This window comes from Janthinobacterium sp. BJB301 (genome assembly GCF_002735685.1).
Lineage (GTDB): Bacteria > Pseudomonadota > Gammaproteobacteria > Burkholderiales > Burkholderiaceae_D > Janthinobacterium > Janthinobacterium lividum.
The window spans coordinates 30,624-44,600 of the sequence record NZ_PDZJ01000003.1 but is presented as its reverse complement, the minus strand read 5'-3'; the positions used below and the strand labels follow the sequence as shown (position 1 = coordinate 44,600).

Annotated in this window: 12 protein-coding genes; 5 read left to right on the top strand and 7 right to left on the bottom strand. The window is 61.3% G+C overall.

Features of this window, described 5'->3' with window-relative positions; all coding sequences use genetic code 11:
- Window positions 1–74: 74 nt before the first annotated feature.
- Window positions 75–1,622 (bottom strand): murein biosynthesis integral membrane protein MurJ, encoded by a 1,548-nt coding sequence (murJ, locus tag CSQ91_RS19530; protein WP_034782184.1) that lies wholly within the window; start codon window positions 1,620–1,622, stop codon window positions 75–77.
- 308 nt (window positions 1,623–1,930) lie between these two features.
- On the opposite strand from murJ, the gene rpsT reads away from it, so the two are divergent.
- Window positions 1,931–2,197, top strand: a complete 267-nt coding sequence (rpsT, locus tag CSQ91_RS19525) for a 30S ribosomal protein S20 (protein ID WP_010395935.1) — start codon at window positions 1,931–1,933, stop codon at window positions 2,195–2,197.
- A 161-nt stretch (window positions 2,198–2,358) separates the two neighbouring features.
- Here rpsT and CSQ91_RS19520 read toward each other — a convergent pair whose 3' ends face one another.
- The 3 genes from CSQ91_RS19520 to CSQ91_RS19510 form a co-directional block, all read right to left on the bottom strand.
- Window positions 2,359–2,802: a DUF192 domain-containing protein gene (locus CSQ91_RS19520; protein ID WP_070253569.1), complete on the bottom strand. Its 444-nt coding sequence runs from the start codon at window positions 2,800–2,802 to the stop codon at window positions 2,359–2,361.
- A 127-nt stretch (window positions 2,803–2,929) separates the two neighbouring features.
- A complete protein-coding gene (locus tag CSQ91_RS19515) occupies window positions 2,930–3,250 on the bottom strand; it encodes a hypothetical protein (RefSeq protein ID WP_257217411.1) in 321 nt (106 codons plus the stop codon).
- Between the two features lie 109 nt (window positions 3,251–3,359).
- Complete coding sequence (locus CSQ91_RS19510; protein WP_099389610.1) at window positions 3,360–3,923, bottom strand: pseudouridine synthase; 564 nt, start codon at window positions 3,921–3,923, stop codon at window positions 3,360–3,362.
- A gap of 290 nt (window positions 3,924–4,213) precedes the next feature.
- Here CSQ91_RS19510 and icd point away from each other — a divergent pair, with 290 nt between their 5' ends.
- Complete coding sequence (gene icd / locus CSQ91_RS19505) at window positions 4,214–5,467, top strand: NADP-dependent isocitrate dehydrogenase (protein ID WP_099389344.1); 1,254 nt, start codon at window positions 4,214–4,216, stop codon at window positions 5,465–5,467.
- A gap of 87 nt (window positions 5,468–5,554) precedes the next feature.
- Here icd and cspE read toward each other — a convergent pair whose 3' ends face one another.
- Window positions 5,555–5,758 (bottom strand): transcription antiterminator/RNA stability regulator CspE, encoded by a 204-nt coding sequence (gene cspE / locus CSQ91_RS19500; protein ID WP_010395943.1) that lies wholly within the window; start codon window positions 5,756–5,758, stop codon window positions 5,555–5,557.
- 321 nt (window positions 5,759–6,079) lie between these two features.
- Here cspE and clpS point away from each other — a divergent pair, with 321 nt between their 5' ends.
- The 3 genes from clpS to CSQ91_RS19485 all read left to right on the top strand — a co-directional run bounded on the left by clpS (window position 6,080) and on the right by CSQ91_RS19485 (window position 12,204).
- The gene (gene clpS / locus CSQ91_RS19495; RefSeq protein WP_034751577.1) at window positions 6,080–6,382 is read left to right on the top strand and encodes an ATP-dependent Clp protease adapter ClpS; all 303 of its coding nucleotides are present in this window, start codon (window positions 6,080–6,082) and stop codon (window positions 6,380–6,382) included.
- Window positions 6,379–8,679, top strand: a complete 2,301-nt coding sequence (gene clpA / locus CSQ91_RS19490; RefSeq protein WP_034751575.1) for an ATP-dependent Clp protease ATP-binding subunit ClpA — start codon at window positions 6,379–6,381, stop codon at window positions 8,677–8,679. The genes clpS and clpA overlap by 4 nt, the downstream gene beginning before the upstream one ends.
- A gap of 171 nt (window positions 8,680–8,850) precedes the next feature.
- Window positions 8,851–12,204, top strand: coding sequence for a S41 family peptidase (locus tag CSQ91_RS19485; protein ID WP_257217410.1), 3,354 nt, complete (start codon window positions 8,851–8,853; stop codon window positions 12,202–12,204).
- A 5-nt stretch (window positions 12,205–12,209) separates the two neighbouring features.
- On the opposite strand, the gene CSQ91_RS19480 is transcribed toward CSQ91_RS19485, so the two are convergent.
- Window positions 12,210–12,929 (bottom strand): LytR/AlgR family response regulator transcription factor, encoded by a 720-nt coding sequence (locus CSQ91_RS19480; protein ID WP_099389342.1) that lies wholly within the window; start codon window positions 12,927–12,929, stop codon window positions 12,210–12,212.
- Complete coding sequence (locus CSQ91_RS19475) at window positions 12,926–13,975, bottom strand: sensor histidine kinase (RefSeq protein WP_099389341.1); 1,050 nt, start codon at window positions 13,973–13,975, stop codon at window positions 12,926–12,928. Before CSQ91_RS19475 ends, CSQ91_RS19480 begins: the two co-directional genes overlap by 4 nt.
- Between the last annotated feature and the right edge of the window lie 2 nt (window positions 13,976–13,977).

The window sequence follows — 13,977 nt, the reverse complement described above, 5'->3', positions numbered from 1 at the left end:
GCAGGACTAGGCGCCAAGTCGAAGACAGTACGCTAGTACGGCGAGACGCCGGCAACAACGTCCTGCACAGCTTGTCACGCGTGGCGCTTGAAATCGCGGAAGCGGAAGCCAACCAGGAACAAAGTGGCAAAGTACGCCACGCCGCACACGGCCACCACCAGGGCCAGCGCGCCGGCCCGCAGCAGCGGATGGGCTTGCATGGCGATCCAGTCGATGCGCATGGCGCCAACATACGCGACGCCGCCCATCACGATGAGTGCAGGCAGCAGGCGCAGGAAAAACTTGGCCCAGCCCGGCTTCGGCTGGTAGATGCCGCGCTTGCGCAAGCCCCAGTACAGGAAACTGGCGTTCAGGCAGGCACCCAGGCCGATCGACAGGGCCAGGCCGGCCACGGCGATGTAGGGCACGAACAGCAGATTCATCAGTTGCGTGGCGATCAGCACGCCGATGGCGATTTTCACGGGCGTGCGGATGTCCTGGCGCGCATAGAAGGCGGGCGCCAGGGTTTTCACGAGGATGATGCCGATCAGGCCCAGGCTGTAGGCCACCAGCGGCTGCGTCGACATGGTCACGGATTCGGCCGTGAACTTGCCGTAGTGGAAGAGGGTGGCGATCAGCGGCGTGGCCAGGGTCGCCATGCCGACGGCGGCGGGCAGAGCCAGCAGGAAAGTCAGGCGCAAGCCCCAGTCCAGCAGGGCCGAGTATTCCGTCTTGTCGCCATCCACATTCGCCTTCGACAGGCTGGGCAGCAAGATGGTGCCCAGGGCCACGCCCAGCATGGCGGTGGGGAACTCCATCAGGCGGTCCGCATAGGATAGCCAGGAAATGCTGCCCTCGGCCAGGCGCGAGGCGATGCTCGTGTTGATCATCAGGCTGATCTGCGCTGCCGAGACGGCAAACACGGCTGGTCCCATCTTTTTCAGCACGCGGCGCACGCCGCCGTCGGACAGGCCGATGGCGGGGTTGATCGACAGGCGCGGCAGCATGCCGATCTTGATCAGCGCAGGGATCTGGATGGCCACCTGCAGCAGGCCGCCGGCGAACACGGCAATGGCCATGGCGTAGATCGGCTGCTCCAGATGGGGCGCGAGGAATAGCGAGGCGGCGATGAACGACAGGTTCAGCAGCACCGGCGTGAACGCGGGAATCTTGAATTCGCGCCAGGTATTCAGAATGCCGCCGGCCAGGGCCACGAAGGACATGCAAGTAATATAAGGGAACATCAAGCGCGTCATCCACACGGCCGCGTCAAAAGCGCCCGGGTCCTTGGACAGGCCGGTGGCGATGGCGTAGACGAACCACGGCGCGCCGACGATGCCGATGGCGGACACCAGCAGGGTGGCCCAGACGAGGGTGGTGGCCACATGGTCGGCCAATTGCTTGCTGGCTTCCTGGCCATGCTGGTTCTTGTATTCAGACAAGATCGGCACGAAGGCTTGCGAGAAGGCTCCCTCGGCAAACAGGCGGCGCAACAGGTTGGGGATGCGGAAGGCAACAATGAAGGCGTCCGTGTAGGCGCCGGCGCCAAAGGCGCGCGCGAACAGGCTTTCGCGCAATAATCCGGTTACACGGGACAGCATGGTCATGCTGGAAATGGCGGCGAGGGTTTTAAGCAAGTTCATGGGGCCAGATTATAGCCGGGCGCGGTACTGGCAAACGGTTAAAATATGGTAACAAGCGGGTAACAAGCGCCGCCGATTCGCCCTTGCCAGGCCCATTTTCAGGTGTTTTTACCGCGATACCCGGTTTTTTGATTTGCCCCCGCTTGAAAATATCGCTATAATCGAAGGCTGTACAGAATTCTGTTACGCAGACACTAATGTTTGACAGGCACTGGTTTGGCACACATGGTTCGGCAGACGCACAGAACGCACCGGTTGGCAAACACTAATGTTTGCAAACGCACTTTGACCCTGTTTTAGGAAATTCCATGGCAAATACCGCACAAGCGCGCAAACGCGCTCGTCAAGCAGTTAAGCAAAACGCACACAATTCGTCCCAACGTTCGACCTTGCGCACGGCTATCAAAGCTGCTCGCAAAGCGATCCAGGGCGGCGACAAGGCAGCTGCTGCTGCAATCTTCCAAGCATCCGTGTCGACCATCGACCGTATCGCTGACAAGAAGATCATCCACAAAAACAAGGCAGCTCGCCATAAGAGCCGTCTGGCAGCTGCTTTGAAAGCACTGTCCGCTTAATATTCGCCAACAGGCAAGCCACCATGGTGGCCTTGCCTGTGCCGGTACGCTGGCACTGGTTGAAAAGCAAAAACCCGCAGATTCATTCTGGCGGGTTTTTTCGCGTTTTTTCACCTTTTTTGCGGCCGCGCCCGCCAGCGGCAGACCGCGGCTGCGCCGGCCTAGCGTGCCGCCGGCAAGTTGCCGATGTTCATGCCCGGCTTGATGTTTCTTTGCTTGAACCAGCCCAGGTGCATTTCCAGCGCATAGCGCACGGGTACTGTCCTGGTCGAGCAATGGCTGTCGAGCGTGTGCGGCTGCATGTCTTCGATATTGACGATCTTGCCGCCGGCATCGATAAAGGCCACGGACAGGGGCAGCGGTGTGTTCTTCATCCACATGCATTGCGTCGATGGGTTGCCAAAGACGAACAGCATGCCCGCATTGGCCGGCATCTTTTCACGGTACATCAAACCCTGTTCGCGCTGCTCTTCCGTGGCGGCCACTTCCGCCTGGATCAAATGCATGCCAGCCGACAGTTGCAAGCTCTTTGTCTGCGCTTGAGCAATGCTGGCGCACGCCAGCAGGGCGATCGACAGGCTGAGACGGCGTAGGGAATTTTTCATGGGGCGGGACGGTGGCTGCGAAGCGGCGATTAAGCCATGCTGATGGCCGCCTGGTCAAGCGTGCTGCCTGGCCGCGCCGAAAGCGTGGGGTTACAGCAACATGCTGCCGTAACCCCGGGAACCGCGTTTATTTCACGGGCTTGCCTTCAGCGGCCGGCTGCTTGGTCTTGCGCGCCTGGGGAATCAGGCGCGGCGCATCCGTTGCCGCCGAGGCCTTGGTCGATGCACCTGAGCGGGCCGCATCCGTCGCGGCCGAAGCGTTGACGGTGGCCGATGCCGGCGGCACCGGCTTGGCGGCGTCGGTGGCGGCCGAGGCATGGCTGGCAGCCGATGCGGGCGGCGGCTTGACGGCATCGGTCGCGGCGGAAGCGTGCACCTGGGCGCCCGATTGCGCCATTGCGGCGCCGGCAAGCAGGGAGGCGGCCAGGGCCAGTATTACTTTTGTCATCATCTTTCCTTTTCGGTCATGTTGAGGTCAGATGATTTTAATGCATTATCTAAAAATAAATAGTGCTTATTGGCAAAATTCGGTACGGAAGGCGTTTTTTCTTGTCCGCTCACGTTTTCCCAATGTTCTCGGCCGGCACCTCGCACCATTCTCCGGGCAGCAAGGGATGGCTGGCCAGCGAGAATGGGCCGATGGCGCTGCGCACCAGGCGCAGGGTGGGCAGGCCGACGGCAGCCGTCATGCGCCGCACTTGCCGGTTTTTTCCTTCTTTCAAGGTGATTGCCAGCCATGAGGTCGGCTTGTCGGCGCGTGCGCGGATGGGCGGATTGCGCGGCCACAGCCAGTCCGGCTCGGCGATGCGCACGGCCTTGCATGGCTTGGTGATGAAGTCGCCCAGGTCCAGCGGCGCCTGCAGGCGCGCCAGGCTGGCCGCATCGGGCACGCCATCGACCTGCACCAGGTAGGTTTTCGCTTCCTTGCGGTCCGGGTGGCTGATTTCGTGCTGCAGGCGGCCGTCGTCCGTCAGCAGCAGCAAGCCTTCGCTGTCGGCGTCGAGCCGGCCGGCCGGGTAGATGCCGGGGATGGTCAGATGGTCGGCCAGGGTGGCGCGGCCATCCTGCGGCGAAAACTGGCACAGGACCTGGAATGGTTTATTGAAGAGGATGAGTGGCATGCTGGTAGAAGAATTGATGTAAGCGATGGTGGCTGCTGGTTGGCGCCGCAAAAGCGTGGCGCCCTGTAGGATACTGGTGCATAATATGGATGTTAGTCTTATGTCTTATAGAAGACATGGACGGTATGGCAATGAGATTCTTTGGCGCCGCAGATGGCCCGGGTGTTCTTTCCCTGCTAAAGTGCGTTGTTGCCGCCATGTTCGCACTTGTTTTTGTAAACTCTGCAACCGCAGAGCGCGTCGCCGGCCTGCGTTGCCCGCCAGCGGTGTGTCCCACTTCGGAGATCACGATGTATCAACATATCACTGTACCTGCTGACGGCCAAAAAATCACCGTCAACGCCGATTTTTCGCTGAATGTACCAGATAATCCCATCGTTCCCTTCATTGAAGGCGATGGCACGGGCATCGATATCAGCCCGGTCATGATCAGGGTGATCGATGCCGCCGTGGCCAAGGCCTATGACGGCGCGCGCAAGATCAGCTGGATGGAAATCTATGCGGGCGAAAAATCGACGAATGTGTACGGCCCCGACGTGTGGCTGCCGGAAGAAACCTTGCAAGTGCTGAAAGATTACGTGGTCTCCATCAAGGGCCCGCTGACCACGCCCGTCGGCGGCGGCATCCGCTCGCTGAACGTGGCCCTGCGCCAGCAGCTCGATCTGTACGTCTGCCTGCGCCCCGTGCGCTACTTCACGGGCGTGCCATCGCCCGTGAAAGAGCCGGAAAAGACGGACATGGTGATTTTCCGCGAAAACTCGGAAGATATCTACGCCGGCATCGAATACCAGCAAGGCTCCCCTGAGGCCAAGAAATTGATGGATTTCCTCGTCAATGAAATGGGCGTGACGAAAATCCGCTTCCCGGCCACGTCGGGCCTGGGCATCAAGCCCGTGTCCATCGAAGGCACGCAGCGCCTGGTGCGCAAGGCCATTCAGTATGCGATCGACAATGACAAGCCATCCGTGACGATTGTGCATAAAGGCAACATCATGAAGTACACGGAAGGCGGCTTCCGCGACTGGGCGTATGCGCTGGCGCAAAAGGAATTTGGCGCCGAGCTGATCGATGGCGGCCCATGGTGCAAGTTCAAGAATCCGAAGACGGGCCGCGACATCATCGTCAAGGACTCCATCGCTGACGCGTTCCTGCAACAGATCTTGCTGCGTCCGGCCGAATACAGCGTCATCGCCACTCTGAATTTGAACGGCGATTACATTTCCGACGCGCTGGCGGCGCAAGTGGGCGGCATCGGCATCGCGCCGGGCGCCAACCTGTCCGATTCCGTCGCCATGTTCGAAGCGACGCACGGCACGGCGCCCAAGTATGCGGGCAAGGATTACGTGAACCCCGGTTCGTTGATTTTGTCGGCGGAAATGATGCTGCGCCACATGGGCTGGCTGGAAGCGGCCGACCTGGTGATTTCTTCGATGCAAAAATCGATCGCCTCGAAACGCGTCACCTATGACTTTGCCCGCCTGATGGAAGGCGCCACGCAAGTGTCGTGCTCCGGCTTCGGCGAAGTGATGATCGAGCACATGTAACTGGAGGGGCAGGGTGCCGCGCACCCTGCGGACGAAAAAAAACCCCGTCAGGAGACGGGGTTTTTCACATCTGAGGGCCGGCGATGCTTAGGCTGCTTGGATGTTGGAAGCTTGCTTGCCTTTAGGGCCTTGCGTGACTTCGAATTGAACTTTTTGACCTTCTTTGAGGGTCTTGAAACCGTTCATGTTGATTGCGGAGAAATGAGCAAACAAATCTTCGCCGCCATCATCTGGAGTGATGAAGCCAAAACCTTTGGAATCATTGAACCACTTAACTGTACCTGTTGCCATAAAAAGAACTTTCAAAATTAAAACAAATCACACGAGCCATAAAAGCAAGAAGCTTCTTGCCCCCTCCTCGACGTCTCACTTCTTATCAAGCTGTACATTACTGCAACAGTCGATACAGCATTGTTGGCGGAATAAATAATGAAGTCAAGCGCTTTTCCATCGATATTGCCAAATTCTTCACGACAACCAAAAAAGCAACTCTTGATTTTGACGGCAAGGTCGCCATCTGCGCAGTATTAAGAAAACGCGTAAGATTGAAAACAATTGGAAAGGCGTAGATATTGCGCATGACAACCACTGTGAAAGCATTAGAATAAGCGTATGGCAACCAAGCACGACACAGAAACCCTGCTGGAGCGGCAAGTGCTGAAGCCGCCACCGCTCTACCAGGTAGCCTTGCTCAATGACGACTACACCCCGATGGAATTTGTGGTGGCCATCATTCAGGAGTATTTCAACAAGGACCGTGAAACGGCGACGCAAATCATGCTCAGTGTTCATCGCTACGGCAAAGGAGTGTGCGGCGTGTTCTCTAAAGATATAGCGTGTACCAAAGTGGAGTTCGTTTTAACGCATGCGCGCAAGGCGGGGCATCCCCTGCAGTGCGTGATGGAGGAAGTATGATTGCGCAGGAATTAGAAGTAAGTTTGCACATGGCGTTTGTCGAAGCTCGGCAGGCACGGCACGAATTCATCACGGTTGAGCATTTACTGCTGGCACTGCTGGACAATCCCTCCGCTGCCGAGGTGTTGCGTGCCTGCGCGGTCAATATAGAAGACCTGCGCAAGACCCTCACCAATTTCATCGGCGATAACACGCCGACCGTGCCTGGCACGGGCGAAGTCGACACCCAGCCGACGCTTGGTTTCCAGCGCGTGATCCAGCGCGCCATCATGCATGTCCAGTCCGCCTCGAATGGCAAGAAGGAAGTCACGGGCGCCAATGTGCTGGTGGCCATCTTCGGCGAAAAGGATTCGCATGCGGTCTACTACCTGCACCAGCAGGGCGTGACGCGCCTGGACGTGGTCAATTTCATCTCGCACGGCGTGCGCAAGGACCAGTCGACGGAAAGCGCGAAAGCCTCCGAAGGGGTGGAAGAAGCGCCCGTCGATGGCCAGCCGAAGGAAAGCCCGCTCGACCAGTTCACGCAAAACCTGAACAAGGCCGCTGCCGAAGGCAAGATCGACCCGCTGATCGGGCGCGAGGAAGAAGTCGACCGCGTGATCCAGATCCTGTGCCGCCGCCGCAAGAATAATCCGCTGCTGGTCGGCGAGGCGGGCGTGGGCAAGACGGCCATCGCCGAAGGCCTCGCTTACCGCATCACGCAAAGCGATGTGCCGGAAATCCTGCAGAATGCCGTCGTGTATTCGCTGGATATGGGCGCCTTGCTGGCCGGTACCAAATACCGCGGTGACTTCGAACAGCGCCTGAAAGCCGTGCTCAAGCAATTGAAGGACAATCCGAACGGCATCCTGTTCATCGACGAAATCCACACCATCATCGGTGCGGGCTCGGCGTCGGGCGGCACGCTGGACGCGTCCAACCTGCTGAAACCGGCACTGGCCAACGGTCAGTTGAAGTGCATCGGCGCGACCACGTACACGGAATTCCGCGGCGTGTTCGAGAAAGACCATGCGCTCTCCCGCCGTTTCCAGAAAGTGGATGTCAACGAGCCGACCGTCGAGCAAACCGTGCAGATCCTGCGCGGCTTGAAATCGCGCTTCGAAGAGCACCATGGCGTGAAATACTCGGCCTCGGCCCTGTCGACGGCGGCCGAACTGGCGGCGCGCTTCATCAACGACCGCCATCTGCCCGACAAGGCGATCGACGTCATCGATGAAGCGGGCGCGGCACAGCGCATCTTGCCGAAGTCGAAACAGAAGAAAACCATCGGCAAGGCCGAGATCGAGGACATCATCGCCAAGATCGCGCGCATTCCGCCGCAAACGGTCAACCAGGACGACCGCAGCAAGCTGCAGACGATCGACCGCGACTTGCGCAATGTCGTGTTCGGGCAAGATCCCGCCATCGATGCGCTGGCGTCGGCCATCAAGATGGCCCGTGCCGGCCTGGGCAAGACAGACAAGCCGATCGGTTCCTTCCTGTTCTCCGGTCCGACCGGCGTGGGCAAGACCGAGGTGGCGAAACAGCTGGCCTTCATCCTCGGTATCGAGCTGATCCGTTTCGACATGTCGGAATACATGGAACGCCACGCCGTCAGCCGTTTGATCGGCGCGCCACCGGGCTATGTTGGTTTCGACCAGGGCGGCTTGCTGACGGAAGCGATCACCAAGAAGCCGCATGCGGTCTTGCTGCTCGATGAAATTGAAAAAGCCCATCCGGACATTTTCAATATCCTGCTGCAAGTGATGGATCACGGCACCTTGACGGACAACAATGGCCGCAAAGCCGATTTCCGCAACGTGATCATCATCATGACGACGAATGCGGGCGCGGAAAGCTTGCAAAAGACGTCGATCGGCTTCACCAACTCGAAGCAGGCTGGCGACGAGATGGCCGACATCAAGCGCATGTTTACGCCGGAGTTCCGCAACCGTATCGACGCGACCATCAGCTTCCGCGCGCTGGACCAGGAAATCATCCTGCGCGTGGTCGACAAGTTCCTGATGCAGCTGGAAGAGCAGCTGCACGAGAAAAAGGTCGAAGCCGTGTTTACTGAGAAGCTGCGTGCCTTCCTCGGCAAGAAAGGTTTCGATCCGCTCATGGGCGCGCGTCCGATGGCGCGTTTGATCCAGGACATGATCCGCAAGGCCCTGGCCGACGAACTCTTGTTCGGCCGCCTGGTGACGGGTGGACGGGTCACCGTCGACCTCGACGACAAGGACCAGGTCTTGCTGGAATTCCCGGAACCGCCAGATGCGGCGCCGACGGCTGCGCCGGAAACGGTGGAAGTGGAATAAGCTTCCTGCTGTCAATAAAAACCCGCCCACGCAAGTGGCGCGGGTTTTTTTACGTTTTTGTGGGCAATAAAGAAGGTTTTAAGAAGGTTTTCTTTGGTCATAGTTATGCCAGAATTGCTGTCCGGTATCGACATGATGTCCATGCCACCTGACCGCTATCTGGATGCTCATATGAAAATTTCCCGCAATCTTAGCTTGCTCCTGTTGTCCGCCGGCCTGCTGGGCAACGCCACCGCTGCCTCTTCTCCCGCCAGCAGCTATTTCCGCTTTCCCGCCGTGCGCGGCGATACCGTGGTGTTTACCGCCGAAGGCGACTTGTGGAAAAGCAGCGTGCGCGGTGGCGCCGCGCAACGCCTGACCACGCATCCCGGCTATGAAACGAACGCGGCGATTTCGCACGATGGCCAATGGATTGCCTTTTCCGCCGCCTATGAAGGGGCGCAGGAAGCGTATGTGATGCCGCTGGCAGGCGGCTTGCCGCGGCGTATTTCGTATGACAACGGCGGCGTGCTGGTCCTGGGCTGGACGGCGCAGGGCGAGGTGCTGGTCAGCACGCAAAACACGGATGGTCCCGCTTCGCGCCGCATCGTCGCTGCCATCGACCCCGTGAAACAGACGCGCCGCGTGTTTCCCGTGGCCGATGCCAACGACGCCGTGCTTGACGATGCGGGCAAGACGCTGTTTTTCACGCGTTTCGGCCTGGCCATGACCAACGACAATGTGCGCAATTACCGGGGCGGCGCGCATGCCACCCTGTGGCGCTATGAGCTGGGCGGCGAGGGCGAGGCCGTGCGCATGCATGCGGAACCTGCCGTATTGGCTGGCAACAACAAGCGTCCCATGTGGTGGCAAGGCCGCGTCTACTATATTAGCGACGCGGGCGGCAGCGACAATCTCTGGAGCATGCTGCCGGACGGCTCCGATCGCCGCACATTGACGACGCACAAGCAATGGGACGTGCGTAATGCTTCCTTGGGCGATGGCAAGATTGTGTATCAATTGGGCGCGGACCTGCAGGTGCTGGACCTGGCGGCAGGGACGGACTCATCGCCATTGCCGATCAGCCTCGTATCCGACTTCGACCAGCAGCGCGCGCGCCAGATCCGTTCGCCGCTGGATACCTTGAGCAATGTGCAGCTGTCCGGCAAGGATGAGCGCATCATCCTGACGGCTCGCGGACGCGTCAGCATCGCCGGCACAGGCAGCATGCGCCGCGTCGATATCGCTATTCCCGAAGGGGCGCGGGCGCGCGACGCCGTCTTTTCCAGCGACGAAAAATCCGTCTTCGCCATCGTCGATACGAGCGGAGAGAATGAAATCTGGAAGTACGCCGCCGATGGCTCGGGCAAGGGCGAGCAGCTGACGACGCAGGGAGATAACCACCGCTGGAAGCTGTATCCGTCGCCGGACGGGCGCTGGCTGGCCCACACGGACAAGAAGGGCCGCTTCTGGCTGCTCGACCTGGCCACCAGGGGCAACCAGCTGATCGACGACGCGGGCAAGGCGGGCGTGGACAAGCACGACGAAGTGCAATGGTCGCCCGACAGCCGCAACCTGGCCATCGTGCGCGTGGCCAGCAATGAGCAACGCGAGCAGATCGGCCTGTACAACCTCGCGTCGAAACAGCTGCAGTTCGTCACCAGCGACCGCTATACGTCCGGTTCCCCCGTGTTTTCGCCCGACGGGCGATGGTTGTACTTCATGTCGGCGCGCAATTTCCAGCTGGCCAACGGCTCGCCGTGGGGCGACCGCAACATGGGCCCCGTATTCGACAAGCGCATCGGCGTGTATGCGCTGGCGCTGCAGCCGGGCAACCGTTTCCCGTTTCAGCCCGACGATGAACTGAGCCGCCCTGGCGTCAAGCCGGCCGAGACGGATGATGAAAAGGCGGCCGAACTGGCGGCGGAAAAGGCATTGGAAAAGGCCGGCGGCAAGGGGGCCGTGAAAAAGGCGCCGGCCGCCTTGCCGGCCATCGTCAGCCAGGGCCTGGCCGAGCGCCTGTATGAAGTGCCGCTGGCGGCGGGCAATTACAGCGCGCTGGCCGCCGATGACAAGCGCCTGTATTTCCTTGAACGGGACAGCGGCGAGAACAAGTCCAGCCTGAAGACTTTGGCGATTGGCAATACCGGTTCCAAGCCGGAACTGCTGGTGGCCAATGTGCGTGAATTCGACCTGGCGCAGGATAAAAAGCATTTGTACTACCGCACGGCGGCAGCTACGGGACCGGGCGAGATGCTGGTGATCGAGGCGGGCGCCAAGCTGCCGTCCGACCTGTCGAAAGCCAAGGTCAAGGTTGACGACTGGACGTTTGTGTCGAATCCGCGCCTGGAATGGAAGCAGATGTTCAACGATGCCTGGCGCTTGCACCGCGACTTCCTGTATGACGCGAAGATGCGCGGCGTGAACTGGAAGGCGGCGCGCGACAAATATGCGCCTCTGGTCGAGCGGGTCACGGACCGCGCCGAACTCAATGATTTACTCGGCATGATGGTGGCCGAAGTGGGCGCGCTGCATTCGCAGATCCGTCCCGGCGAATTGCGCCGCACGGAGCAGGAAGGCACGCCTGCGGGCCTGGGCGCCGTGCTGGCGCGGACAAACGACGGTTATCGGGTCGAGCATGTCTACCGCAGCGAAGCGGAATTGCCCTCGGCGCGCGCGCCGCTGTCGCGCCCCGACGTGGATGTGAAGGCGGGCGACGTGATCACGGCCGTCAACGGCAAGGACGTGCTGGCCGCGCGCGATATCAGCGACCTGCTGCTGAACCAGGCCGACAAGCAGGTCTTGTTGCAGGTCAAACGAGGGAATGGCAAGGGCGCGCCGCGCGCCGTCATCGTCACGCCCGTCAACATGGCGAAACAGACGGCGCTGCGCTATGGCGACTGGGAATTGAGCTGCGCCGAGCAGGTGGCGGCCGCTTCGCAGGGGCGCATCGGCTACCTGCACCTGCGCGCCATGGGCCCGAATGACATCGCCTCGTTCGCGCGCGATTTTTACGCCAACATCAACCGCGAAGGTTTGATCATCGACGTACGGCGCAATAACGGCGGCAATATCGACAGCTGGATCATTGAAAAACTGCTGCGCAAGGCCTGGGCCTACTGGGCGCCGCCGGGCGTGCAGCCATCGTCGAACATGCAGAACACCTTCCGCGGCCACCTGGTGGTGCTGGTCGATGAACTCACGTATTCCGATGGCGAGACCTTTGCCGCCGGCGTCAAGGCCCTGGGCCTGGCGCCGCTGGTGGGCAAGCGCACGGCCGGTGCCGGCGTCTGGCTCAGCGACAATACGCGTCTGGCGGATAACGGCATGGCGCGCGTGGCGGAAAACGGCCAGTTCGGCATCGATGGCCAGTGGCTGATCGAAGGCGTGGGCGTGGTGCCGGACGTGGAGGTGGAAAACCCGCCGCACGCCACCTTCAATGGCGCCGACCGCCAGCTGGAAGTGGCGCTCGACATGCTGGCGAAAAAGCTCAAGGAGCAGCCGCGCCCCGCATTCCAGGCGCAGCCGATCCCCGCACTGAAATAGCCCCGCTACAGGCCGCAGGCGGCCTTGAACTGTTGCGCGCGGCGGCGTGACACCTCGACCACGCTGCCGTCCAGCAGGTGCAGGTCGAGGCCATCGGCGGCGTTCGGTGACAGCTGCGCCACCTGCGCCAGGTTGACGATCTGGCGCCGGTTGGCGCGCAGGAACAGGGCGGGATCGAGTTTTTCTTCCAGCTGGTTCAGGGTGCGCAGCATCAGCGGACGCTGTTCGCCGAAATGCACGCGCGTGTAGTTGCCTTCCGATTCCAGCAGGCGGATATCGTCAAACGCCACAAACCAGCAGCGTTCCCCATCCTTGATGAAGACCTTGCGCGGCGCGGGCGGCGGCACGGCTTGCGCCCGCGCTCCGGCACGCGCCAGCGCCGTGGCCAGGCGCGCCGCCTGCACGGGTTTTTGCAGGTAGTCGAGGGCGCTGACCTCGAATGCCTGCAGCGCGTACTGGTCGAAGGCCGTGCAAAAGATGACGTCGGGCGCATCGTCCAGCGCGGCCAGCAGGTCGAAGCCGGAGCCGCCCGGCATCTGCACGTCGAGCAGCAGCAGGTCGGGGCGCAGCTTGCCGATCTGCGTGATGGCGTCGGCCGCGCTGGCCGCCTCGCCCACGATTTCCACGGCACCTTGCTGCACATGCGGCGCCAACAGGCGCCGCAGCTCGGCGCGCGCCAGGCGCTCGTCATCGATCAGCAGTATCTTGAGCGGCAGGCCGCTCATGCCAGTTCCGGCAAGTGGATGGTGGCGTGTACCCAGCCCGCCTGTTCGCACAGTTCCAGGCTGGCGCGCTCGCCGCAGGCCAGCTGCAGGCGCTGGCGCGCATTGCGCAGGCCGATGCCGGTGGAGCCGGACGCGCTGCGCAGCCTGCCCGTGTTGGCGACCTCGATCTGCAGCGTATCCATGCCAGCGCCGCGCCGCGCCGCGATGCGGATGTCGCCGCCATCGGCACTCGCTTCGACGCCATATTTGACGGCATTTTCCACCAGCGTTTGCAGGGCCATGGGCGGCACGCGCACGAGCTCCAGGCCTGGGGGGATGTCGAAGCTGACGCGCAGGCGTTCCTCGAAGCGACTCTGTTCGATGGCCAGGTAGGCGCGTACGGCCTCCAGTTCTGCCGCCAGCGGCACGGTGGCGTGCTGGCTGGACTGCAGCGCATGGCGCATCAGGTTGGCCAGCTGGTCGATCATGTGCGCGGCCGCTTCGCGGTCTTCGAAGATCAGCGCGCGCACGCTATTGAGACTGTTGAAGAAAAAATGCGGATTGACTTGCGCCTGCAGGGCACGCAACTGGGCATCCTTGGCCAGCACTTCCAGGCGCAGCGCCTCGGCCTCGAAACGGCTGGCGCGGCGCAGCGACAGCGCGGTGAAGTAGAACACCGTCCAGGTCAGGAATACCCCGAACCAGAACAGCAGCGCGCCGGGCAGCCAGGCGATGCCGCGGATGGTGTCCGGCGGATACATGACGTGGAAGGCGGCCGTCACGCTGGCCGTCTGGATGGCGGCCAGCACGATCAGCGACGGCACGATGCGCTGCCAGCGCAAGCCGTTCGCCGCCCAGCCGCGCCGGCGCAGGACGCCATGCCACAGGTGCGACAGCAGCAGCCCGCCCAGCGAGCCCCAGCTGGCAATCGTCACGACGATGCGCAGCTGCGTGGAGCCGCCATACACGCTGTTGAACAGGGTGAGCGCGCCCCAGCCGGCCAGCTGGAAGGTCCAGTACCAGTTGATCCTGGCCAGCAGCGGCGGCCGATGCAAGGGCGCGTTCATCG

Coding starts and splice junctions, on each gene's coding strand:
- clpS (WP_034751577.1), top strand. CDS start 6,080: ATGGCAACCAAGCACGACACAGAAACCCTGCTGGAGCGGCAAGTGCTG.
- murJ (WP_034782184.1), bottom strand. CDS start 1,622: ATGAACTTGCTTAAAACCCTCGCCGCCATTTCCAGCATGACCATGCTG.
- CSQ91_RS19485 (WP_257217410.1), top strand. CDS start 8,851: ATGAAAATTTCCCGCAATCTTAGCTTGCTCCTGTTGTCCGCCGGCCTG.
- CSQ91_RS19515 (WP_257217411.1), bottom strand. CDS start 3,250: ATGACAAAAGTAATACTGGCCCTGGCCGCCTCCCTGCTTGCCGGCGCC.
- clpA (WP_034751575.1), top strand. CDS start 6,379: ATGATTGCGCAGGAATTAGAAGTAAGTTTGCACATGGCGTTTGTCGAA.
- rpsT (WP_010395935.1), top strand. CDS start 1,931: ATGGCAAATACCGCACAAGCGCGCAAACGCGCTCGTCAAGCAGTTAAG.
- cspE (WP_010395943.1), bottom strand. CDS start 5,758: ATGGCAACAGGTACAGTTAAGTGGTTCAATGATTCCAAAGGTTTTGGC.
- CSQ91_RS19510 (WP_099389610.1), bottom strand. CDS start 3,923: ATGCCACTCATCCTCTTCAATAAACCATTCCAGGTCCTGTGCCAGTTT.
- CSQ91_RS19480 (WP_099389342.1), bottom strand. CDS start 12,929: ATGAGCGGCCTGCCGCTCAAGATACTGCTGATCGATGACGAGCGCCTG.
- CSQ91_RS19520 (WP_070253569.1), bottom strand. CDS start 2,802: ATGAAAAATTCCCTACGCCGTCTCAGCCTGTCGATCGCCCTGCTGGCG.
- icd (WP_099389344.1), top strand. CDS start 4,214: ATGTATCAACATATCACTGTACCTGCTGACGGCCAAAAAATCACCGTC.
- CSQ91_RS19475 (WP_099389341.1), bottom strand. CDS start 13,975: ATGAACGCGCCCTTGCATCGGCCGCCGCTGCTGGCCAGGATCAACTGG.